Origin of the sequence: Luteipulveratus halotolerans (genome assembly GCF_001247745.1) — a bacterium.
GTDB lineage: Bacteria > Actinomycetota > Actinomycetes > Actinomycetales > Dermatophilaceae > Luteipulveratus > Luteipulveratus halotolerans.
In genome coordinates this window covers 3,378,998-3,399,081 of record NZ_LAIR01000002.1, presented here as the reverse complement: position 1 = coordinate 3,399,081, position 20,084 = coordinate 3,378,998, and the positions used below count along the sequence as shown (strand labels likewise).

Here is a 20,084-nt window from a genome sequence, read left to right as displayed (position 1 = left end):
GCATCTGCCTGTGAGATTGCCGAGAACCTCTGGCGCGCAACGGAATTCGGGTGCACCTTGCCGGGTGCGGCAGCCCTTCTGACCCCCTGCCGTGAGGAGTTCACCATGCGCAAGCTCTCGCTCGTGCCAGGCCTCGGGATCGCAGCCACCGGCGTCCTCGGCCTGATCAGCCCCACCGCGACGGCGGCCGTCACCCCGGCCTCCCACGCGGTGCAGCACCACCGTGTCTGCTCGGCACCCGTCGCCGGGCACGCCGCCTGCGACGCGATCCGCGTGCAGACCGACACCGGGCAGGCCGTCGCCCCCAACGGCAAGCCCGTCACGCCGACGGCGATCTCGGGCAAGACGCCCACCGACATCCAGAGCGCGTACAAGCTGACCGGCCTGAGCTCCGGCGGTCGCACGGTCGCGATCGTCGACGCGTACGGCTACCCCAACGCCGAGCGCGACCTCGGGGTCTACCGCTCGCAGTTCGGGCTCTCGTCGTGCACGAAGGCCAACGGCTGCCTGACGGTGATGAGCCAGACGGGCAGCACCACCAACCTGCCCCGCACCGACGTCGGCTGGTCGCAGGAGCAGGCGCTCGACCTGGACGCCGTCTCGGCCGCGTGCCCCGACTGCAAGATCGTCCTGGTCCAGGCCAAGTCGGCGTCGCTCGCCGACCTCGGCGCCGCGGTCAACCAGGCCGCCAAGGTGCCCGGCGTCGTCGCCATCTCCAACAGCTACGGCGGCGGTGACGTGTCCGACGCGTCGTACGGTGCGCCGTACAACCACCCGGGCATCGCCGTGACGGCCTCGACCGGTGACAACGGCTACCAGGGCGGCAGCTTCCCGGCGTCGTCGCACTACGTCACGGCGGTCGGCGGCACGTCGCTGAGCAAGGCGTCCAACACGCGCGGCTGGAGCGAGTCGGCCTGGTCGGGCGCAGGCTCCGGCTGCACCACGCTCAACACCGCGCCCTCCGGTCAGAGCTCGTCGGTCACGCAGTGCAGCGGCCGCGCGATCGCCGACGTGTCGGCCGTCGCCGACCCCAACACCGGCCTCGCGGTCTACGCACCGACCAGCTCGCAGAGCTCGGCCTGGGCGCAGTACGGCGGCACCTCGCTCTCGTCGCCGCTCGTCGCCTCGGTCTACGCCCTGTCCGGCAACACCGCGGGCTACGCCAACTCCATCCCGTACGCCCACGCGTCCGGCCTGTTCGACGTCACCTCCGGCAGCAACGGCTCGTGCGCCTCGTGGTGCTCGGCCAAGACCGGCTGGGACGGCCCGACCGGACTGGGTACGCCGAACGGCACGTCCGCGTTCTGATCGGTTCCGCTCACGCATCACCCCCGACGTCACGAGCGTCGGGGGTGATGCGCTGCCGAGTTCCGGTTCACCGAGCTACGGGACGCGGCTATCAGCGGCGAGACGTGGGCATGGGCCGAGCAGGAGGCCCCCGCTCACGAGAGCGCGGCTCAGCCACGGGCTCCTGCGAGATGTCGTACCCCGAGGAGTCGGCCGGGACGTGACCGCGCGTGCGTGGACCGTCGGCGTCACGGGCGCGTGCCGCTGAGGAGTCCGAGTCCGGAGGAGCGCTGCCGGCGTCGGCGTCGGACAGCGCGCTCCTCACGATGTCGAGGAACTCACGCTTCAGCAGATCGGCGTCCGAGCACACCAGGTCGATGAAGTCCTGGGTCATGGCACGGTCGGTCATGCGAGACCCTCAGGCCGGCAGGACCTTGTGCTCCGCCCGAGGCCCGTGCTGGACCTCGATCTTGCGTGGCTTCGCGGCCTCGGCGACCGGCAACGTGAGCCGCAGCACCCCACGGTCGTACGACGCGCTCACGTGCTCGGTGTCGACGCTCTCGCCGAGCACGAGCTGGCGGCTGAAGACGCCCCGAGGGCGCTCTGCGGCCAACAGCTCGTGCTCTCCGGAAGGGTCGCCGCGGTCTGCGCGGACGGTCAGCACGCCACGCTCGACGTCGAGGTCGATGGATGACGGCTCGACGCCGGGTAGGTCGAGCTCGACGACGAACTCGTCGTCCTCGCACCAGGCGTCCATCGGCATCGCAGCAGGGCGGGCCGTCGTGCCGGTCATCCCGACCATCTGCTGGGTCAGGCGCTCGAGCTCGCGGAAGGGATCGTTGCGAAGAAGCATGGGAATCATCTCCACGTGTCCAGTTCTGATGTGACCACGACCGCTGATCTGTAGCGGTCAACACACATTTCATATAGCGTTCAGGAGCGATGACGTCAACCCCCGGACCGCCTGCTCAGCGAGGTCGCCACCGAGGCGTGTACTCGATCTCGGTGGCCGCCGAGCTGTCCGGGCACTCGATCCAGAACCTGCGCGCGTACGAGCGCCGCGGGTTGCTGCAGCCGCTCCGCACCGACGGTGGCACTCGGCGTTACAGCGACGCGGATGTCGCTCGGCTCGCCCGGATCCGAGCGCTGCTGACCGACGGGCTCAACCTTGCCGGCATTGCCATGGTTCTCGACCTCGAGGACGAGGTTCTCCGACTGCGCCGTCGGTGACGCGGCGACCTCCCACTCGTGGGGCGCGGGATCGGCGTACCGTGCTCGGGTGACCTCCACACCTCCTGAGCCGCTGCCCTCCGAGTGGGCTGACGTCGACGGCAGCCGCGTGCACTACGTCCACGCCGACGGTCCGGACGACGGGCCGACGTTCGTGCTCGTCCACGGTCTCGGGGGCTCGCTGGTCAACTGGGACTCGCTCGTGCCGCTGCTCACGCCCCACGGCGAGGTCTACGCGCTCGACCTCGGCGGGTTCGGTCTGACCGAGGTCGACCCGGCTCACGCGACCGTCCGTCGCAACCAGCAGCTGCTGGACGCCTTCCTCAAGACGGTCGTCGGGCGACCCGTCGTCCTCGTCGGCAACTCGATGGGCGGGCTGATCTCCGCCACCCAGGCCGCCCGCGAGCCGGGCACCGTCAGCGGTGTCGTCCTCGTCGACGCGGCGCTCCCGATCTCACCGCTCAACCGTCCGCACCCGCTGGTGTCGGTCGCGTTCGGGATCTACGCCGTCCCACCGCTCGGCCGCCGCTTCCTCACCGGTCGCGCGGCCCGCGGCACGATCGAGCAGCAGGTGACCGAGGTGTTCACGCTCGTCACGGCCGACCGTCGCCGGGTGCCCCGCTGGTTGTTCGAGCGGCACGTCGAGGCAGCCCGCCAGCACGCCGACGACGCCTCGTCGACCGACGCGTTCCTGGTCGCCGCCCGCTCGATCCTGCTCGTCCTCGGCCGCCGGACGGCGTACGTGCGCGAGCTCGGCAAGATCCTCGCCCCGGTGCTGGTCGTCCACGGTGAGAAGGACCGGCTCGTCAACGTCGCGGCCGCGCGAGCCGCGGTGAAGAGATTTCCCGCTTGGACGTACGCCGAAGGCGCCGGCCTGGGACACTGCCCGATGTTCGAGGACCCGCAGTGGGTCGCCGATCACGTCCGTGCGTGGCTCGCCAGCCATCCGCAGACCACTGCCCGGAGCGCGCGCTACGCCGCCGATCCGGCCGCAGAGCCCGATGTCACGACGGCGTGACGATTTTGTCTGACCGTCCGGTCCGTGCATGGTTGTACGGGCTCGGGACCAGGACGGTCACCGAGCAGCACCGCTGGGAAGGAACCATGACCCGATCTGCACGCCGCCGTACGTCGGCCATGTCACTCGCCGCCACGGCCCTGCTCACCGTCGGGTTGTCCGCCTGCTCCGGCGGCGACGACGCCGGTTCCTCCTACACCGCACTCGAGACCGACGGCGGCGCCTCGACCGGTCTGCCGACCAGCACCTCGACCGCGTCGCGCACCCCGTCGTCACCGGCGACCACGCCGTCGTCGACCACGACGAGCGCGACGCCGTCGACCACGTCGACGACCACCACGGCGTCGCCGACCTCGACGGCGACGACCCCGGCGTACGACACCAAGCTCGCCTCGGCCTGCATCAACGCCACCGGCAAGATGAACTCCGTCGTGCGGCAGTGGAACAACGCCACCCGCACCAAGAGCACCAGCCAGCTCAACGAGGCCGCCAACGCCATGAGCACCACCGCGACCTCGCTGCGGACCATCGGCCGCAACTCCGGCGACAACACCTTCGCCGGTCACACCACCGACGTCGCCCGCGAGCTCGACAACATGAACGAGGCGCGCGACGACGGCAAGAGCGTGCTGACCGACGACTACAACACCCAGGCCCGCCAGCTGCGGTCGTACTGCAAGACCGAGATCGGCGAGTAGGACGCCTCAGGCGTCCTCGATCTCCTCGACCGCGAGGCGCGCCTGCTCGACGGCCAGCCGAGCCTGATGACGGCGTGACCGCGCCTGCGCGAACGCCTCCTCGGCGACCTCGAGCCGGCTCTCTGCCTTGGTGAGCTCGGCGCGGGCCTTCGCCAGCGCCTTCTCGTCGACCTGCGGCTCGGGCTGCTCCTTCTCCTGGGGCTCCGCGTCCTTCGTCGGCGTCGGCGTGGGCGCCGGCGTGGGCGTCGGCTCCTCCGGCTGCGGCACCGAGCGCAGGGGAGTGGCGACGGCGTCCGTCAGGTCGACCTCGCCGAACCCTGCGTACGACAACGGGTTGACCAGCCGCCCGCTGCGTACGGCCAGCTCGGCGGCGGGGTCGGCCACGGCCGCACCGAGCGTCGCCGTCACCTGCTCGCGGATCGGGACGCTGTCCTTGTACGCCGGATCGGCCTCTCCCGCGAGCGTCACCGCCCGCTGGGTCAGCTCGCCGACGACCTGACCGCGCTCCTGACCGAGCGTCTTCATCGCGGCGCCGTCGAGGCGCGACTGGGCCTCGCGCAGCCGGGCGGCGAGGTCGACGAGCTCGTCGAGCCCGCCGTCGGCACGGGCCAGCAGGTTGACCAGCCAGGCGGCGACGTTGGGCCTGCGCAGCGCCTTGATCTGGCCGGCGAGGTCGCGGTCGCCGTCGGACCGGGCCTGCTTGACCCGGGCGTCGCGGGCGGCGATGAACCCGCCCGGCAGCTCGGCGTACAGCTGTTCGGCGGCGGCGTCCAGGTCTGCGCTGATCTCGGCCACCCGCCCATTCAACCCGCAACTCCGACGAAAACCGTCTGTCCGGCAGTGCATGCAGTGCCGACCAGTCATTTTTCGTACGACGGCGCGGCGAAGTCTGTCTGTCCGGCAGTGCATGCAGTGCCGACCAGTCATTTTTCGTACGACGGTGCGGCGAACTCGCCGGTCCGAGGCGGCTACGGGCGGGTAGGTTCGCTGGTCATGGACGCGGATGTCATCGTCGTAGGAGCCGGTCTCGCCGGGCTCGTCGCCACCAGCGAGCTGATCGCGGCGGGCAAGAAGGTCGTCGTGGTCGACCAGGAGAACGACGCCAACCTCGGCGGTCAGGCGTGGTGGTCGTTCGGCGGCCTGTTCCTCGTCGACACCCCCGAGCAGCGGCGCCTCGGCGTCAAGGACTCCTTCGACCTCGCCTGGCAGGACTGGCAGGGCAGCGCCGGTTGGGACCGACTCGCCGACGAGGACAGCTGGGCCTCGAAGTGGGGCCGTGCGTACGTCGAGTGGGCGGCTGGCGAGAAGCGAGACTGGTTGCGGGGCAAGGGGATTCGCTTCACGCCGATGGTCGGCTGGGCCGAGCGCGGTGACGGTCGGGCGACCGGTCACGGCAACTCGGTGCCGCGCTTCCACATCGCCTGGGGCACGGGTACGGGCGTGGTCAAGCCGTTCGTCGACGCCGCGGTCGAGGCGGCCAAGCAGGGGCTCATCACGTTCAAGCACCGGCACCGCGTCGACGAGCTGATCGTCGAGGGAGGCGCCGTCGTCGGCGTACGAGGCACGGTCCTGGCGCCCGACCACGCCGAGCGCGGGGCTGCGTCCAACCGTGATGCTGCAGGCGACTTCGAGCTGCGCGCGCAGGCCGTCGTGGTCTCGACCGGTGGCATCGGTGGCAACCACGACCTGGTGCGCGAGTTCTGGCCCGAGCGCCTCGGGCAGCCGCCGCGCGACATGATCACGGGCGTGCCGGCGTACGTCGACGGCCGTGGCATCGGGATCGCCCAGGACGCAGGGGCGCGTCTGGTCAACCGCGACCGCATGTGGCACTACGTCGAGGGCATCCAGAACTGGGCGCCCGTCTGGCCGAAGCACGCGATCCGCATCCTGCCCGGGCCGTCGCCGCTGTGGTTCGACGCGCTCGGGCGGCTGCTGCCCGCGCCCTACCTGCCCGGCTACGACACGCTCGGCACGCTGAGGTACCTGCGCACCACGCCCGACATCGCGCAGTACGACCACTCCTGGTTCATCGTCACGCAGAAGATGATCGAGAAGGAGTTCGCGCTGTCGGGCTCGGAGCAGAACCCCGACATCACGGGCCGCGACCTCAAGCTGCTGGCCAAGACCAGGCTCGGCAAGGGTGCACCCGGGCCGGTGGAGGCGTTCAAGTCGCACGGTGCCGATTTCGTGGTGGCAGAACGGCTCTCGGACCTCGTCGCCAAGATGAACGCGCTCACCGAGTCGCCGCTGCTGGACGCCGACCTCGTCGAGAAGCAGATCGTCGCGCGCGACCGCGAGATGACGAATCCGTACACCAAGGACGCGCAGGTGCAGGGCATCCACAACGCCCGTCGCTACCGCGGCGACAAGCTCGCCCGCGTCGCGTCGCCGCACCGCGTGCTCGACCCGAAGGCCGGCCCGCTCATCGGCGTCAAGCTGCACGTGCTCACGCGCAAGTCGCTCGGCGGCATCCAGACCGACCTGTCCTCGCAGGCGCTCACCGCCGACGGCACGCCGATCCCCGGTCTGTACGCCGCGGGCGAGGCTGCTGGGTTCGGTGGCGGTGGCGTGCACGGCTACAACGCGCTGGAGGGCACGTTCCTCGGCGGCTGCCTGTTCTCGGGCCGGGCCGCTGGGCGGGCGATCGCTCGCGCCATCTGAGCCGCAGCGCTGGTTGAGCCGGCCCTCGCTGGTCTCGACGCGGTCCTTCGGGAGCGCTCCGGACCAGCTCAACCAGCGGTGTGGCTCGGGCGACAGGGTGGTTCGTCGGTGACTGTGCACTGGTTCGTGTGGTGAGCCAGGTCGTTCGCGCGTGGTCCGACAGCGCCGGTTCAGCCGTCGTAGGCCCGCCTGATGCGTTCCGCGAGCGCGGTGTCGGCGGCGTGATCGGGCGGGAGGACGCCGTGCTCCGTCATGATCGCGACGAACTGCTGCTCCCGGTACGGCGTGCCGGGCGGGAGTGCGGCGATGTGCCAGTGCAGGTGTGCATTTCCTTGCTGGCTTCCGAGCGAGTAGACATAGGTGCGCTCACTGAGCACCACCGACTCCAGTGCAAGGGCGACGCGGTGGACGAACCGCATCAAGGCCGCGAACTCGTTCTCGGTGAGGTCCCGGACGACGTGCTCGACGTGACGTCGTGGCGCGGCCAGGAGCTTGCCGCGAAGGGTCGGGAACCGGTCGAGGAACGCGACATGATGCTCGTCCTCGGCGACGACCAGATGCTCCTTTCCCGGCTCTCCGGCGAGGAAAGCGCAGATGAAGCACTCCTCGGCGAGGGTCTTGCTTTCGTAGGCCGCGAGGTCCATCGCGATACGGTCCGGCACCCCGCCCATCATGCCGGTCCGACCGCGTACACCTGGTCTCGATACGGATCCGGCACCTGGGTTGAGTAGGTGAGCGTCTTCGCCGGTCGAGTAGGCGAGGAACGAGCCGTATCGAGACCCGCTCCGCCCTACTCGACCGGCGAGGGCTCGACCGGCGGGGTGGCGGCGAGGGTCGCGAGGTCACGCTCGGCGTACCTGCGGTGCTCCCACTCCTCGTTGAGGACGATGAGCAGCGGCTTGCGCACGGGGAACGACACCGGCGGCGGCCAGCCCGGGCCGTCGACGGGTTCGGTCTCGCGGTCGAGGTCGGCGTCGGTGAGCCCGTCGACGTACGCGCGCACCGTCGCCATCCGGTCGCGACGCAGCTCGAGCACCGTCGCCATCCGGTCGCGACGCAGCTCGAGCACCTCGTCGAGCGACGGCCGAACGCTCCGATCACGAGGAATACCAGGCGTGTCCGGCATCTGATCCCACGGCAGGTCGAGCGGGCGCCAGGGTGACGGGTCGCCGAGGAGGCCGCGTCGTACCCATGCGTCGGTCGCGAACGACAGGTGCCGCAGCGTCTCGATGAACGACCACTCGCCGTCGACGGACTCGTGCAGCAGGGCCGGGTCGAGGCCGCGGGCGGTCTCGACGGTCGACGCCCAGATCCGCTCGACCTCGTCCCAGGCGCGCCGGAACCCGTCGGCATCGGTCGGTCGCATGAGCACCCGGCCGGGCTGACGGCGATCGAGCTCGGCCTCGATCAGTGGCGTGACGTCGACCTCGTTGATCACCAGGTTGCGCATGTCGCCGGTGACCGTGACGTCGATGAGGTCGACGTCCTGCAGCACCGCTCCGTCGAACGCGACGTTGCGCATCGTCGTCCGGCTCAGGTCGACGTGGCTGAGCCGCGACCCGGTGAGGTCGACCTGCTCGAACCGGCTGTCGGTGAGGTCCTGCTGGATGAACTCGGCCATGCCGCGCACGGACCCGGTTCCGGACGGTCGAGCGCCGGAACACGGCGTGCGAAGGGCGAGGCCGGCGGCGTACGACGGTTGGGCCCGCGCCGTACGACGAGCCGGCGGGCGGCGTACCGGCGCGTCGCCGACCGTGGGAGGCTCGTGCTCATGACCGCTCCCGAGCCGCCTGCGTCGTCCGCGGGCCCGACCGGCGGTGCGCGCGACCCGCGGCTCGAGGTGACCTACGGCGTACGCGTCGCGGCGTGGTGGTCGGTCTGCTTCGTCGCGATCGTGGTCGGCGTCGCCGTCCTAATCCGGCTGCTCAACAGCATCAGCCTGGTCACCATCACCGTGGCGGTCGCGGTCATGATCACGGCGCTGCTCGAACCCGCCGTCCGCGCGCTCACACGGATCGGCGTGCCCCGGGCGCTCGCCGGCATCGGGGTGTTCGTGGTCGGCATCGCCGTGCTCGGGCTGTCGATGTGGTTCGTGGTCTCGCAGGTCACCGACGCGGCCGGCGACATCCAGACCCAGCTCGACCAGGCCGCCGACGACATCAAGAACTGGCTCATCACCGGCCCGCTCGAGCTCAGCGAGCACGACGTCGACGAATACACCACGAGCCTCGGCGACACGATCAGCGACAACCGGAGCAGCCTCGTCAGCGGCTTCCTGCGGACCGCGACCAGTGCGATCGGCGTCATCTCGGGCTCGGTGTTCTGCCTGTTCGCGACGCTGTTCCTGATGCTCGACGACGGCAGCATCTGGCGCTGGTTCGTGCGCATCTTCCCGCCGCACACCCGCGAGCACGCCCACGAGGGCGGGGTTGCCGCGTGGCGCACGCTCGTGGTCTACATGCGCAGCCTGGTGCTGCTGGCCGCGCTCAACGCGCTCGCGATGGTGCCGGTGATGATGATCGCGGACATGCCCCTCGTCGTACCCATGGCCGTGCTGCTGTTCCTCGGGTCGCTCGTGCCGCTGATCGGGGTGCTCGTCGCGGGCGTGATCGTCTGCCTGATCGCGTTCGTCGCCAACGGTGTCACGACCGCGATCGTCATGGCGGTGGCGCTGATCCTGATCGTCCAGCTGTTCGGCAACCTGCTCAACCCGATCATCCTGGGCAAGTTCGTCAACATCCACCCGCTCGCGATCCTGGTCACGGTCACGGCGGGCACGCTGCTCGCGGGCATCTTCGGCGCGTTCGTCGCCGTGCCGCTGGTGGCGGTCATCAACAACGTCGTCCACGCCGTACGCACTCATCACGCCACGATCGCGCCGGCACCGACGGGCGCGACGGCCGGCACGCTCGACGAGGAGGCCTGACATGTCGGCACAGCAGCCCGGACTCCTGCGACGGGTGGGTCTGCGGGCGTTCCGTCTGCTGCCGGCCGGCCCGAGTCACGCGATCATCCGGGTCGCGGCGCCGACCTTCTCGATGGGTGCGGTCGCGCTCATCGAGTACGACGGCCGCATCCTCGCGCTGCGCCAGGACCACCGCACCGGCTGGAGTTTGCCCGGCGGACTGGTCGACAAGGGTGAGCAGCCCGACGAGGCCGTCGTCCGCGAGGTCGCCGAGGAGACCGGGCTGCGCGTGACCGCCGGCGACGTGTTCGCCTGCGTCGTCGACCCCGACGTCCGGCACATCGACATGATCTACCGCGTGCGCTGCGACACCGAGCCCGAGGTCGCGGTGGCCAGCGAGGCGCGGGCGGCGTCCTGGTTCGCGGTGCACGAGCTGCCCGACCCGGACAAGCCGACGATGCGCATCCTGCGCGCCGTCGAGGCCGCCCACAGTGAGCGCGCTCCGGGGCGGGTGCTGGCGTCGGCTTCGTAGGACGGCCCGCCGCTCACAGCCGACCCGCTCATCGCACGCTTCCTCAAAAGGGTGCGCCGCGGTCGGGGCTTCTGGTCATCGCACGCTTCCTCACAGGGTGCGATTGTGCTCACGCTTCTTCACAGGGTGCGCTGGGTCGGGCCGCCGTCCGACAAACGCGTTGACGGCGTACGGCGATGCACGGCACGGTGCGGGGGTGCTGATCCGACGTGAGCAACCGGCCGACATCGAGGCGATCCGTGAGGTGACGGCGGCGGCGTTCAGGGGCGTCGAGCACAGCGCCCCGCCGGTCGAGCCGGGTGGTGACCCGGGCGAGGCGACTCTGGTGACGTGGCTGCGCGCGGACGGCGGCTGGGTGCCCGAGCTGTCGCTGGTCGCGGTCGACGGCGACGCACTGGTCGGTCACGTCGTCTGCACCCGAGGGACACTCGACGGTCGGCCCGCGCTCGGACTCGGCCCGCTCAGCGTCAGCCCCGACCGGCAGCGCGCCGGCGTCGGCTCCGCCTTGATGCACTCGGTCCTCGGCGCGGCCGACGCGCTCGGCGAACCGCTCGTCGTCCTGCTCGGCGACCCGGCGTACTACTCGCGCTTCGGTTTCGTCCCCGCCCGCACGCTCGGGGTGGCGGCGCCGGACGAGGCGTGGGGCGACTACTTCCAGGTCCGCACGCTCAGCGCGTACGACGGTCAGCGCGGCCGCTTCATCTACGCGGCACCTTTCGACCGGCTGTGAGCGCGAGCCTCGCGGAACGGGTGGTCGCCTCGCAGCCCCGGTTGGCGGCGTTCATCCGCGACGAGCGGCTGACCCGGATCCCGCGCCGACCGGCGATCGCGGCTCTCCTGTACGACGCCGTTGCGGCTCAGCTGCCGCCCGGCACGCCGATGTCGGAGACCGACGTCAACAACCTGCTGCGCGAGATCTACGACGACGTGCCCACGTTGCGCCGGGCGCTCGTCGACCACGGTCATCTGTGGAGGTCTGGTGACGGCCAGAGGTACGAGCGGCGCGATCGTGCGCACGCCCGTCAGAAGTGAGGCCACGCACGGTATGACGCACAGAGCGGTGGAGCGCACGCTAAGTCACGCCGAACGGCCAGGCGCCGCGAGCGCCGTCAGCGCAGCAGGCCGGACTCGCGGGCCGCAGCCACCGCGGCCGTGCGCGAGTCGACGCCGAGCTTGGCGTAGACGTGGACCAGGTGCGACTTCACGGTCGCCTCGGTGACGAACAGCTGCTTGGCGATCGCGCGGTTGGTCGCACCGGACGCCACGAGCCGCAGCACGTCCAGCTCGCGCTCGCTCAACGACCGCACCGGAGAGCGCAGCCTCGTCACGAGCCGCTGCGCGACCACGGGAGCCAGCACGGTCTCGCCCGCGGCCGCCCGGCGTACGGCGTCGACGAGCTCGGCCGGCGGCGCGTCCTTGAGCAGGTAGCCCGACGCGCCGGCCTCGACCGCCCGCAGGATGTCGGCGTCGGTGTCGTACGTCGTCAGGATGAGCACCCGCGGCGGCGCCGGCAACGCGAGGATCTGCGTGGTGGCGGCGACGCCGTCGATGCCGGCGCCCATCTGCAGGTCCATCAGCACGACGTCGACCGGCGACCCCTGCGCGGCTGAGACCGCGCCTCACCGCTGGACGCCTCGGCGACCACATCGACACCCGACGCCTCGAGCAGCGCACGCAACCCCGCGCGTACGACGGGGTGGTCGTCGACCAGCAGCACGCGCGTCATGAGCCGGCCGCCAGCGGCACGGACGCACCGATCGCCGTGCCCTCACCCGGCGACGACTCGACCGTCAGCGAACCTCCCACGTCGGCCAATCTCTCACGCATCGCTCGGAGGCCAAAACCGCTGCCGTTGCTGCGAATTCGAGCAGAAGCAGGATCGAAACCGCGCCCGTCGTCGACGACGTCGAGACCCACCGCGTCGTCCTGATAGGTGAGCGTCACGGCCACCCGTGACGCGTCGGCGTGCTGCCGGACGTTGGCGAGCGCACTCTGCGCAAGACGCAGCAGCGCCACCTCGATCGCTGTCGGCAACGCCTGCGCCGAGCCGTCGACGACCAGGTCGGTGCGCAGCTCGGTCTGCTCGCCGAGGCGGCCGAGCAGCCGACCGAGCGCAGCCGGCAACGGTGCTTCCGACAGCTCGTCGGGAGTCAGGGCGAGTACGACGGTGCGCGCGTCCTGCAGGCCCGTCACCGCGGTCTGCTCGACCTGCTCCAGCAGTCCGCGCAACCGCTCGGCATCCGAAGAACCCGTCCGCCCCGCCGCGTCCGACGCCGGCCCCGTCAGGCCCGCCCGCGACAGCAGCACGATCGAGGAGAACCCCTGCGCCAACGTGTCGTGGATGTCGCGCGCCAGCCGCGAGCGTTCGGCGAGGACACCGGCCTGGCGCTGAGCGACCGCGAGCTCGTCGTGCGTGGCGACCAGGTCGTCGCGCGTCGCGGTGAGCTGCTGCACCAGCGACCGCCGCGCCTCGCTCTCGGCGCGCAGCTGGCTGTAGACCCACGCGACGCCGACGGCGACCAGCGCGCCGAAGCACGGCCCGATCACCCGCGCCGCGGTGCCCTCACCGTCGGCGTTGCTCACCTGCGCGATCACCACCACGACGGTCATCAGGACGACGGTGAGCAGCGCCGGGACCCGGGGGAGCAGGTGCATGACCAGGAAGAACAGCGCGAACGCGATCCAGCTGAGCTCGGGGTTGAGCAGCACCCCGACGACCCAGAGCAGGACGAGGCCGGCCACCCACCAGCGCCCGGCCACGGGCGAGGCGCGACGGCGCGAGAGGACCAGGCCCGCGGCGTACCAGAGCACCATCGCCGTGCAGCCCGCGACGACCCACGCCGTGCGCTCGCCGGTCTGGATCGCGCGCACCGTGCCGACCGCGAGGAGCAGCACGAACAGCCCGTGCATCGCCAGCTGCATGCTGCGGATCACGGGACTGCTCGGGGCGTGGGTAGCGGTCACCGCTCCGACCGTAGCCACGGATCCCGCCGTACGCCTGCTCGCGGCATCCATCGAAAGGTTGAGTCACGAGCCCACCGGTTGCGCGATGGCACGCGCGCGAGAACGCGATGTGATTGCCAAGACCTCGAAAAGCACTGAAGAAGAAGGGATCTCGCATGTTCCTCGCGCTGCGCGACCTGCGTTTCGCCAAGGGTCGCTTCGCGCTGATGGGCGCGGTGATCGGGCTCATCAGCCTGCTCGTCGTGCTGCTGACCGGCCTCACCGCGGGCCTGTCCCAGCAGAGCGTCTCGGCCATCACCTCGCTGCCGGGCGACCACGTCGCGTTCAGTACGCCGGCGGACGGCGAGTCCGCGTCGTACAGCTCCAGCCGGCTCGCCGCCTCGCGCCTGCCCGCGATCGAGAAGCAGAAGGGCGTCACGGACGCCGCGGCCCTCACGATCGCGCCCGGTCGGGTCGACGTCGGCGGCCACGACACGGCGGTGTCGTTGTTCGGCGCGGCGCCCGGCTCGTTCGTCGCACCGCGCGGCCTCACCCCGAGCAGCGTCGTGATCAGCACCGACCTCGCCGACGAGCAGCACGTCTCCGTCGGCGACACCGTCCGCATCGGCCGCACGTCGTACGCCGTCGCCGGCGTGGTCGACGACGCGTCGTTCAACCACACGCCCGTCGTCTGGGCTCCGCCGTCGGCGCTCGCGGGCACGGGCGGCGGGGGAGAGGTGATCGCGCTGCGTACGGGCGACGGGTTCGACACGCGCGCGTTCCAGCAGGCTGTCGGCGCGAAGGTCATGACGACCGACGACTCGCTGTCGGCCATCGGGTCCTACACCGCCGAGAACGGCTCGCTCACCCTGATGCGCGCGCTGCTGCTGGCCGTGTCCGCCCTGGTCGTGGGTGCGTTCTTCACCGTGTGGACGATCCAGCGCACGCTCGATCTGGCCGTGCTGAAGGCCGTCGGCGCACGCACCGGCTACCTCGTCCGCGACGCGATGAGCCAGGCGCTCGTGCTGCTGCTCGTCGGTGGCGGCATCGGCACGCTCGTCGCCGCCGGTCTCGGCACGCTCGCCGGCAACGCCGTGCCGTTCGTCGTGGACGCGTCCACCACCGTCATCCCGCTGCTGATGCTCGTCGCCGTCGGCATGGTCGCCGCCCTGCGCCGCATCAGCACCGTCGACCCGATCACCGCCCTGGGAGCCGCCCGATGAGCACTGCACTCGCCCTCACCGACATCACCGTCACCTACCCCGACGGCGACCGCCGCCTCACCGCCCTCGACCGCGTGTCGCTGCGAGTCGACGCCGGCGAGATGGTCGCGGTCGTCGGTCCGTCCGGCTCCGGCAAGTCGACCCTGCTCGCGGTCGCCGGTCTGCTGCTCACACCCGACAGCGGCCGGGTCGAGATCGACGGCCGTGACGTGAGCGGGCTGCGCCGTGGAGACGCGGCCGACGTGCGGCGTACGACGCTCGGTCTGGTGTTCCAGCAGTCCAACCTGATCGAGTCGCTCACCGCTCGTGAGCAGCTGCAGATCGTCGCGCGCGTGGCCGGCAGTCGCGGGCCGGAGGTCGACGCCCGGGCCGACGAGCTGCTGGCCGCGGTCGGTCTGACCGACGCCGCCGGGCGTCGTCCCCACCAGCTGTCCGGCGGTCAGCGCCAGCGCGTCGGCATCGCTCGCGCGCTGATGAACGACCCGGCTCTGCTGCTCGTCGACGAACCCACGTCGGCGCTGGACCACGAGCGGGGCGCCGCCGTCGTCGCGCTGCTCGCCGAGGTCACCCGCGAACGCGGCGTCGGCACGGTGATGGTCACCCACGACCGGTCGTCGCTCGCTGCCGTGGACCACACCGTGGAGATGGGGGACGGTCGACTCGCCGCGCTCGCGTCGTAACGGGGAGCGTTGCTGCTGCTCGACATTCAGCCCGAATACGTTCTGTACGAATGAGGCACCGATGCTTTGCCTGCGCGTGACCGGTCGCTTCCCTCGACCAGGGCGGAACGTTCGTACGGTCATCCGGTCAGTCTTCCGATCAGGACGGATCCCCCCCATGCACCGCAGCAGCAAGCGCACTCGGCTCGCCCTGGCGATCACCGCGGCCACCGCCGCGACGTTCGCCGGTATCGGTTCAGCACACGCCGTGGAGGGCCCGCAGCCCATCGTCGGCGGCGAGATCGCCCACACGTCGGACACGCCGTGGGCGATCCAGATGTCCAACACCGCCTCGCCCTCGCCCACCGGCGAGTACTGCGGCGGCACGCTCGTCGCCGCCAACAAGGTGGTCACCGCTGCGCACTGCGTCGAGGGGACGTCCGCCTCGTCCTGGACTGCCGTCCAGGGCCGCGACGACCTGGCCGACACCAGCGTCGGCAAGGAGTCGGCGATCAGCGACATCTGGTACGACCCGTCGTACGGCCAGGGCGCCCACGACGTCGCGGTCGTCACGCTGGCGACACCGTTCGAGGGTGTGCCCACGCTGCCGCTCAACCAGGACACGTCGGTCGGCGAGAGCGGGGCAACCGCAACGGTGTACGGCTGGGGCGAGACCGAGGGCACCGGACCGGCCGACACGTTCCAGAAGGTCGACGTCCCGCTGATGGGCGACGCCTCGTGCGCGTCGGCGTACGGCAACGAGTACGTCGGTGAGGGCGAGGTCTGCGCCGGCTACGAGGAGGGTGGCAAGGACTCCTGCCAGGGCGACAGCGGCGGCCCGCTCGTCGTCGGCGGCAAGCTCGTCGGCATCGTGTCGTGGGGCCAGGGCTGCGCCGACGCAGGCAACCCGGGCGTCTACTCCGAGGTGTCGACCTACTACGACGAGCTGACGTCGCACATCGGCTGACTCGCCGCGCCGCTGCGCCGACACCTGTGAGGGTGAGCAGCCGGCGTACGCGTCGGCCCGGCGGCCGGCGTACCGAAGACCAGTCCGGGGAGCCGTGGTGGGTCCTTTCCCCGGACTGCAGGGAGAACGGCTCCCGTACGACCTGTGCAGGGCGTACGGGAGCCGTTCTGTGTCTGCGTCTCCGACGAGACGACCCGCACCTTCCGAGACGACCCGCAGATCCGCGAGTCGTCTCGTCAAGGGCGGGTCGTCTCGCCGGACGTCAGAGGTACTGACCGGTCGGGCCGGACTCGCCCGTGTCGGGCCGCTGGCCCGGCATCCCGGGAACACCCGGCATGCCCTCCGGGCCGACGCCGGCCTGGCCGCCGTGGCCCATCGGCAGGCCGCGGCGCATCGCCTGCAGCTGCGCCTGGGCGGCCATCTGCTGGGCGACGATCGCGGTCTGGATGCCGTGGAACAGCCCCTCCAGCCAGCCGACAAGCTGGGCCTGGGCGATGCGCAGCTCGGCGTCGGACGGCGCCTCGTCCTCGGTGAACGGCAGCGCGATCCGCTCCAGCTCGTCGACCAGGTCGTCGGACAGGCCGTCCTTGAGCTCGGCGATCGAACGCCGGTGGATGTCGGCGAGCCGCTTGCGCCCGGCCTCGTCGAGGGGAGCGCCCCGCACCTCCTCGAGGAGCTGCTTGATCATCGAGCCGATGCGCATCACCTTGGCCGGCTGCTCGACCTGATCGGCAGGGCTGGCCTGCGCCTCCTCGCCGTCCTCGGTCGGGGGCTGCGCGACGCCCATGCCGTCGGGCGTGACGACCACGATGCGCTGCTGGTCCGGCCCGCTCTGGTCCTTGTCCTGCTCTGGTGTCTCGTCGTGGGACATGCCCCCATCCTGACTCACGCTGATGACGCCGCCTCCGGTCGAGTGCGCATGGTCGCGATGCGACTCCGCTAGCGCTTCGTCCACTCGACCAGTGGGGCGGGGCTCAACCGGCGGGGCGGTGCTCGGCAGACCTCGTCTGCGAGCAGTGTGCACTGGTTCGCGTGGTGAGCCAGTCGCTCAGGTGGCTCACCACACGAACCAGTGCACAGCAACCGCCGCCCCCTCTCCCGAGCCCAGAGCCCCACCTCCGCAGGCTGCGTCGTCCACCCGAGCCCCGCTTCGCTGTCAGTCGATGCGGCGTACGAGCACCGGCGGCCGGGCGCGTACGGCCAGCGCCGCCAGCAGCCCTGCGAGCAAGGGCACCCCTATGGCGACACCTGCGAGCTCGGCCCAGGGGATCGTGAGGATGTTGCCGATCCGACCGTTGGGGCCGGGGTATGGGCCTGGATCGGTGAGCGGGTAGGTCGCCGCGATGCCGGGCACGAAGCCGGCCGCGAGCCCGAGCAGACCTCCGACCAGGCCGATGGCCGCGGCTTGCCAGCCGGCGATCAGACGGCGCGTACTGCTGCTCGCACCGACCGAGGCCAAGGTCGCCTGATCGCGACGGCCCTCTGCATACATCAGCGCTGCTGTGATCTGGGTGACGACAAGCATGATCGCGGCCATGATCGTCACGAGCGCGCGGATGACCTTCAGCGTCGGATCCTGTGGCCCGCGCTCGACCACGACATACGCATCGTCAGGTGCCCGGTCGGCCACCCGCTGAACGGCGGCGGTCGTGTCCTTCGCCCCTGACATCAGCAGCTCACGGGTTGTCACCTGCCATCCGAAGCGGCGAGCGGTCTCGGGTGTGATGATCAGGGCCCATCCTCGACCGAGCAGTGGCGACCCACGCCCGACTGTCGCGTGCACGAGAGCCACGCTCACCTGCTGGTCGACGCGGAACCCAGTGGGTTGGCCCGCCCGCAATGACAGAGCGCCCGCCACGAGACGCGTTGACCTGCCGTGGGGTGAGGCGGGTGGGTTGTACAGACCCGCCACCGGTTGGTGCACGACGAGTGCAGCGCCGAGTTCGAGGTCCGCCCGCTGCGCCGACGACAGACCGGCGTACGCCTGAGCCAGGCGGGCCGGCATCACGGCCAGTCCGTTGTTGAACGGGCCGTACGTCGAGGGTGCTGCGCATCGACCGCTCTGGTCCTGCAAGGTCTGCACCGCGGTGCAACCAGGTCGTTGTACGACGACGGCTCGGGTGCGACTCGTACTGGCTGCGTCGCTGTCGCCCGCGGCCACTGCGTCACGGACCGTGCCTATTGACTCGACCCTCAGTCCCTCATTGCGGGCTTGCGCCGCGACGGCGGCCAGGGTTGCGGGAACACCCGACGAGTAGCCGTAGCCCAGAGGAGCGCTCGGCGCGTAGTCCTGGCGGGCACGCTCAGCCTGGCTGTTACCGGCGATCGCGAGGGCAGTGGTCAGCGAGACGACCGCAAGGATCGCGGTGACGCCGGCCACGGATCGCCCACGCTGGCGACTGAGGTCGCGGATGGCGACGCGCGCGGTGAGAGGCAGCAGTCCGACGACACGGCCGAGCATGCTGAGCAGCCACGGAAGAATCATGACGGCACCGAGGAACATGGCCACGGCAGCGACTCCGATGGAGCCTTCGCGGTTGTCCAGTGTTGCGTCACGAGCGACCGTGATGATCGCTGCTCCACCGAGCACAGCAAGAATCAGGCCGACGATCGGCCAACCCGTGCGGACGCGTCGAGGTGACACCTGTCCGCGCAGAACCTGGACGAGGTTGGTGCGACTGGCCTGCACGGCCGGGACGAGCGCTGCCACGACCGCGGCGAACGACGCAAGCCCGACGAGGCCGGCGCCGTACGACCAGCGCAGGTCGGCCGGACCCCACACGTCGTCAGGTCGCTGGGACTGGATGATCTCCGAAGCGGCGACGCCAAGGACGCCCCCTGCACCGACGGCGATCACCGACGAGAGTGCGCCGAGGACCAGCGCTCGTGCCAGGACATAGCGGCGCATCATCGCGCGTGTGGCGCCGTTGCTGCCGATCTGACCGAGCGCCTGCCGGTCTTGAGCGCTGCCAGAGGTGAACGCCGGGCCGGCCAGCATCACCGTCAGCAGGACGACTCCGACCACGAGCAGGGTGACGACGAGTCGCATCTCGCCCTGATCTCCGGGTGGCGTGAGCTCGTTCTCCTCGACGTGGGCGCTGCCCGGACTGGTGAGGACGTGGCGGCTGAAGACGACCATGCCGTAGGTGTTGAGCCTGCGCACCTCGTCCCAGACGACGGGCGTGCTTCGGTCGAGGAGGTAGGCCGAGGTGTCGTAACCGGCGGAGGCCGGCAGGGTCACCAGAGCCTCGTGCCGGGGTGTGTCGGCTGTGCCCACCACACGCAGTGTCCGCACCGGATCGGCGGCCTCGCGACCGGTCCGCGTGGACACCGTGCCTGTGGTGGAAAGGCCACGACGCACGCCGCTCGGTGAGACGAGGACCTCGTCCGGTGACGTCGGCCATCTTCCGGAGGTGAGCGTCGCCATGCCCTTGTAGGCACGATCGCGGCCGTCGATACCGAGCACGCTCACCCGAGGCCGACGTTCGCCGAGGTCGACGCGGTAGGACGAGGTCGTCGTGGTCAGCACGCGACCGCCAGTGACCTTCTGCACCGCGGCCGTCGGCGGCATGTACCAGCTGCTGTCCGATGTGCTCGGTCGCGAACCCTGTGGCTCGCCCGGCAGTCGAGCTGCAGGCTTGTCCGCCCAGGTCCTGACTGCGCCGTCGCTGCTGTTCGGATCGGCTCCCTGACTGAGCCGGGTGTCGCCGAATCCGAACTCCAGCCGCGCCTGCGCGTCGCCCATGTCGCGCGTGATCGTCTCGCGCGACGAGGCGTCGTAGGTGAAGAGGACCGTTCCACCTGCAGCCACGATCAGCGTAGGTATGCCGACCAGCAGGGTGACGAGCACTGACCGCCCCCAACGACGGCGGACATCGCGCATCGCGAGGCGCACCATGAGGCGCCAGCTCGCCCACCACGACATCCGCCGTGTCGACGTGAGCTCCCCCGAGCTGTTCAC

The 20,084-nt window shown here is 70.8% G+C and carries 20 protein-coding genes and 1 pseudogene; 12 read left to right on the top strand and 9 right to left on the bottom strand.

Annotation, left to right across the window (positions count from 1 at the left end):
* Window positions 1-105 precede the first annotated feature (105 nt).
* A complete protein-coding gene (locus tag VV01_RS17125; protein WP_050670953.1) occupies window positions 106-1,308 on the top strand; it encodes a S53 family peptidase in 1,203 nt (400 codons plus the stop codon).
* A gap of 91 nt (window positions 1,309-1,399) precedes the next feature.
* On the opposite strand, the gene VV01_RS17120 is transcribed toward VV01_RS17125, so the two are convergent.
* Window positions 1,400-1,696 carry a hypothetical protein gene (locus VV01_RS17120; protein ID WP_050670952.1) on the bottom strand — a complete coding sequence of 99 codons (297 nt, stop codon included), beginning with the start codon at window positions 1,694-1,696 and terminating at the stop codon, window positions 1,400-1,402.
* Window positions 1,697-1,705: 9 nt separating this feature from the next.
* Window positions 1,706-2,140 carry an Hsp20/alpha crystallin family protein gene (locus VV01_RS17115; protein ID WP_050670951.1) on the bottom strand — a complete coding sequence of 145 codons (435 nt, stop codon included), beginning with the start codon at window positions 2,138-2,140 and terminating at the stop codon, window positions 1,706-1,708.
* A gap of 137 nt (window positions 2,141-2,277) precedes the next feature.
* Between VV01_RS17115 and VV01_RS17110 the strand changes: the two genes are divergently transcribed.
* The 3 genes from VV01_RS17110 (at window position 2,278) to VV01_RS17100 (ending at window position 4,233) form a co-directional block, all read left to right on the top strand.
* Window positions 2,278-2,517 (top strand): MerR family transcriptional regulator, encoded by a 240-nt coding sequence (locus tag VV01_RS17110; RefSeq protein WP_231635262.1) that lies wholly within the window; start codon window positions 2,278-2,280, stop codon window positions 2,515-2,517.
* Window positions 2,518-2,566: 49 nt separating this feature from the next.
* Window positions 2,567-3,535, top strand: coding sequence for an alpha/beta fold hydrolase (locus VV01_RS17105; protein WP_050670949.1), 969 nt, complete (start codon window positions 2,567-2,569; stop codon window positions 3,533-3,535).
* 86 nt (window positions 3,536-3,621) lie between these two features.
* The gene (locus VV01_RS17100) at window positions 3,622-4,233 is read left to right on the top strand and encodes a hypothetical protein (protein ID WP_157508899.1); all 612 of its coding nucleotides are present in this window, start codon (window positions 3,622-3,624) and stop codon (window positions 4,231-4,233) included.
* A 6-nt stretch (window positions 4,234-4,239) separates the two neighbouring features.
* On the opposite strand, the gene VV01_RS17095 is transcribed toward VV01_RS17100, so the two are convergent.
* A complete protein-coding gene (locus VV01_RS17095; RefSeq protein ID WP_050670947.1) occupies window positions 4,240-5,028 on the bottom strand; it encodes a hypothetical protein in 789 nt (262 codons plus the stop codon).
* A 198-nt stretch (window positions 5,029-5,226) separates the two neighbouring features.
* Between VV01_RS17095 and VV01_RS17090 the strand changes: the two genes are divergently transcribed.
* A complete protein-coding gene (locus VV01_RS17090) occupies window positions 5,227-6,894 on the top strand; it encodes an FAD-binding dehydrogenase (protein WP_050670946.1) in 1,668 nt (555 codons plus the stop codon).
* 170 nt (window positions 6,895-7,064) lie between these two features.
* Here VV01_RS17090 and VV01_RS17085 read toward each other — a convergent pair whose 3' ends face one another.
* Together VV01_RS17085 and VV01_RS17080 are read right to left on the bottom strand one after the other, a co-directional pair.
* Window positions 7,065-7,556 (bottom strand): HIT family protein, encoded by a 492-nt coding sequence (locus VV01_RS17085; RefSeq protein WP_197275084.1) that lies wholly within the window; start codon window positions 7,554-7,556, stop codon window positions 7,065-7,067.
* A 128-nt stretch (window positions 7,557-7,684) separates the two neighbouring features.
* The gene (locus VV01_RS17080) at window positions 7,685-8,515 is read right to left on the bottom strand and encodes a DinB family protein (protein WP_050670945.1); all 831 of its coding nucleotides are present in this window, start codon (window positions 8,513-8,515) and stop codon (window positions 7,685-7,687) included.
* Window positions 8,516-8,665: 150 nt separating this feature from the next.
* Here VV01_RS17080 and VV01_RS17075 point away from each other — a divergent pair, with 150 nt between their 5' ends.
* From VV01_RS17075 to VV01_RS17060, 4 genes are all read left to right on the top strand, one after another.
* A complete protein-coding gene (locus VV01_RS17075) occupies window positions 8,666-9,820 on the top strand; it encodes an AI-2E family transporter (protein WP_157508898.1) in 1,155 nt (384 codons plus the stop codon).
* 1 nt (window position 9,821) lies between these two features.
* Entirely contained in the window at window positions 9,822-10,331 is a 510-nt protein-coding gene (locus VV01_RS17070) for an NUDIX domain-containing protein (RefSeq protein WP_050670943.1), read from the top strand.
* Window positions 10,332-10,527: 196 nt separating this feature from the next.
* Window positions 10,528-11,061, top strand: coding sequence for a GNAT family N-acetyltransferase (locus VV01_RS17065; protein ID WP_050670942.1), 534 nt, complete (start codon window positions 10,528-10,530; stop codon window positions 11,059-11,061).
* Window positions 11,058-11,363, top strand: coding sequence for a DUF2087 domain-containing protein (locus VV01_RS17060; protein ID WP_050670941.1), 306 nt, complete (start codon window positions 11,058-11,060; stop codon window positions 11,361-11,363). Before VV01_RS17065 ends, VV01_RS17060 begins: the two co-directional genes overlap by 4 nt.
* Before the next feature lie 77 nt (window positions 11,364-11,440).
* On the opposite strand, the pseudogene VV01_RS17055 reads toward VV01_RS17060, so the two are convergent.
* Window positions 11,441-12,057, bottom strand: a pseudogene (locus VV01_RS17055) (response regulator).
* Window positions 12,054-13,295 carry a sensor histidine kinase gene (locus VV01_RS17050; protein ID WP_197275083.1) on the bottom strand — a complete coding sequence of 414 codons (1,242 nt, stop codon included), beginning with the start codon at window positions 13,293-13,295 and terminating at the stop codon, window positions 12,054-12,056. The pseudogene VV01_RS17055 and the gene VV01_RS17050 overlap by 4 nt, the downstream one beginning before the upstream one ends.
* A gap of 155 nt (window positions 13,296-13,450) precedes the next feature.
* Between VV01_RS17050 and VV01_RS17045 the strand changes: the two genes are divergently transcribed.
* From VV01_RS17045 to VV01_RS17035, 3 genes are all read left to right on the top strand, one after another.
* Entirely contained in the window at window positions 13,451-14,497 is a 1,047-nt protein-coding gene (locus tag VV01_RS17045; protein ID WP_050670939.1) for an ABC transporter permease, read from the top strand.
* On the top strand, window positions 14,494-15,177 hold the full coding sequence (locus VV01_RS17040; protein ID WP_050670938.1) for an ABC transporter ATP-binding protein: 684 nt from the start codon (window positions 14,494-14,496) through the stop codon (window positions 15,175-15,177). The genes VV01_RS17045 and VV01_RS17040 overlap by 4 nt, the downstream gene beginning before the upstream one ends.
* A gap of 157 nt (window positions 15,178-15,334) precedes the next feature.
* Complete coding sequence (locus tag VV01_RS17035; protein ID WP_050670937.1) at window positions 15,335-16,123, top strand: S1 family peptidase; 789 nt, start codon at window positions 15,335-15,337, stop codon at window positions 16,121-16,123.
* A gap of 262 nt (window positions 16,124-16,385) precedes the next feature.
* Here VV01_RS17035 and VV01_RS17030 read toward each other — a convergent pair whose 3' ends face one another.
* Both VV01_RS17030 and VV01_RS17025 read right to left on the bottom strand, forming a co-directional pair.
* A complete protein-coding gene (locus VV01_RS17030; RefSeq protein WP_050670936.1) occupies window positions 16,386-16,994 on the bottom strand; it encodes a bacterial proteasome activator family protein in 609 nt (202 codons plus the stop codon).
* A gap of 285 nt (window positions 16,995-17,279) precedes the next feature.
* Window positions 17,280-20,084 (bottom strand): FtsX-like permease family protein, encoded by a 2,805-nt coding sequence (locus tag VV01_RS17025; RefSeq protein WP_157508897.1) that lies wholly within the window; start codon window positions 20,082-20,084, stop codon window positions 17,280-17,282.

What these genes read in the sequence shown, in the direction of transcription:
- VV01_RS17125 (WP_050670953.1), top strand. Translation starts at nt 106, where the DNA reads ATGCGCAAGCTCTCGCTCGTGCCAGGCCTCGGGATCGCAGCCACCGGC.
- VV01_RS17120 (WP_050670952.1), bottom strand. Translation starts at nt 1,696, where the DNA reads ATGACCGACCGTGCCATGACCCAGGACTTCATCGACCTGGTGTGCTCG.
- VV01_RS17115 (WP_050670951.1), bottom strand. Translation starts at nt 2,140, where the DNA reads ATGCTTCTTCGCAACGATCCCTTCCGCGAGCTCGAGCGCCTGACCCAG.
- VV01_RS17100 (WP_157508899.1), top strand. Translation starts at nt 3,622, where the DNA reads ATGACCCGATCTGCACGCCGCCGTACGTCGGCCATGTCACTCGCCGCC.
- VV01_RS17090 (WP_050670946.1), top strand. Translation starts at nt 5,227, where the DNA reads ATGGACGCGGATGTCATCGTCGTAGGAGCCGGTCTCGCCGGGCTCGTC.
- VV01_RS17080 (WP_050670945.1), bottom strand. Translation starts at nt 8,515, where the DNA reads ATGGCCGAGTTCATCCAGCAGGACCTCACCGACAGCCGGTTCGAGCAG.
- VV01_RS17075 (WP_157508898.1), top strand. Translation starts at nt 8,666, where the DNA reads ATGACCGCTCCCGAGCCGCCTGCGTCGTCCGCGGGCCCGACCGGCGGT.
- VV01_RS17070 (WP_050670943.1), top strand. Translation starts at nt 9,822, where the DNA reads ATGTCGGCACAGCAGCCCGGACTCCTGCGACGGGTGGGTCTGCGGGCG.
- VV01_RS17045 (WP_050670939.1), top strand. Translation starts at nt 13,451, where the DNA reads ATGTTCCTCGCGCTGCGCGACCTGCGTTTCGCCAAGGGTCGCTTCGCG.
- VV01_RS17040 (WP_050670938.1), top strand. Translation starts at nt 14,494, where the DNA reads ATGAGCACTGCACTCGCCCTCACCGACATCACCGTCACCTACCCCGAC.
- VV01_RS17035 (WP_050670937.1), top strand. Translation starts at nt 15,335, where the DNA reads ATGCACCGCAGCAGCAAGCGCACTCGGCTCGCCCTGGCGATCACCGCG.
- VV01_RS17030 (WP_050670936.1), bottom strand. Translation starts at nt 16,994, where the DNA reads ATGTCCCACGACGAGACACCAGAGCAGGACAAGGACCAGAGCGGGCCG.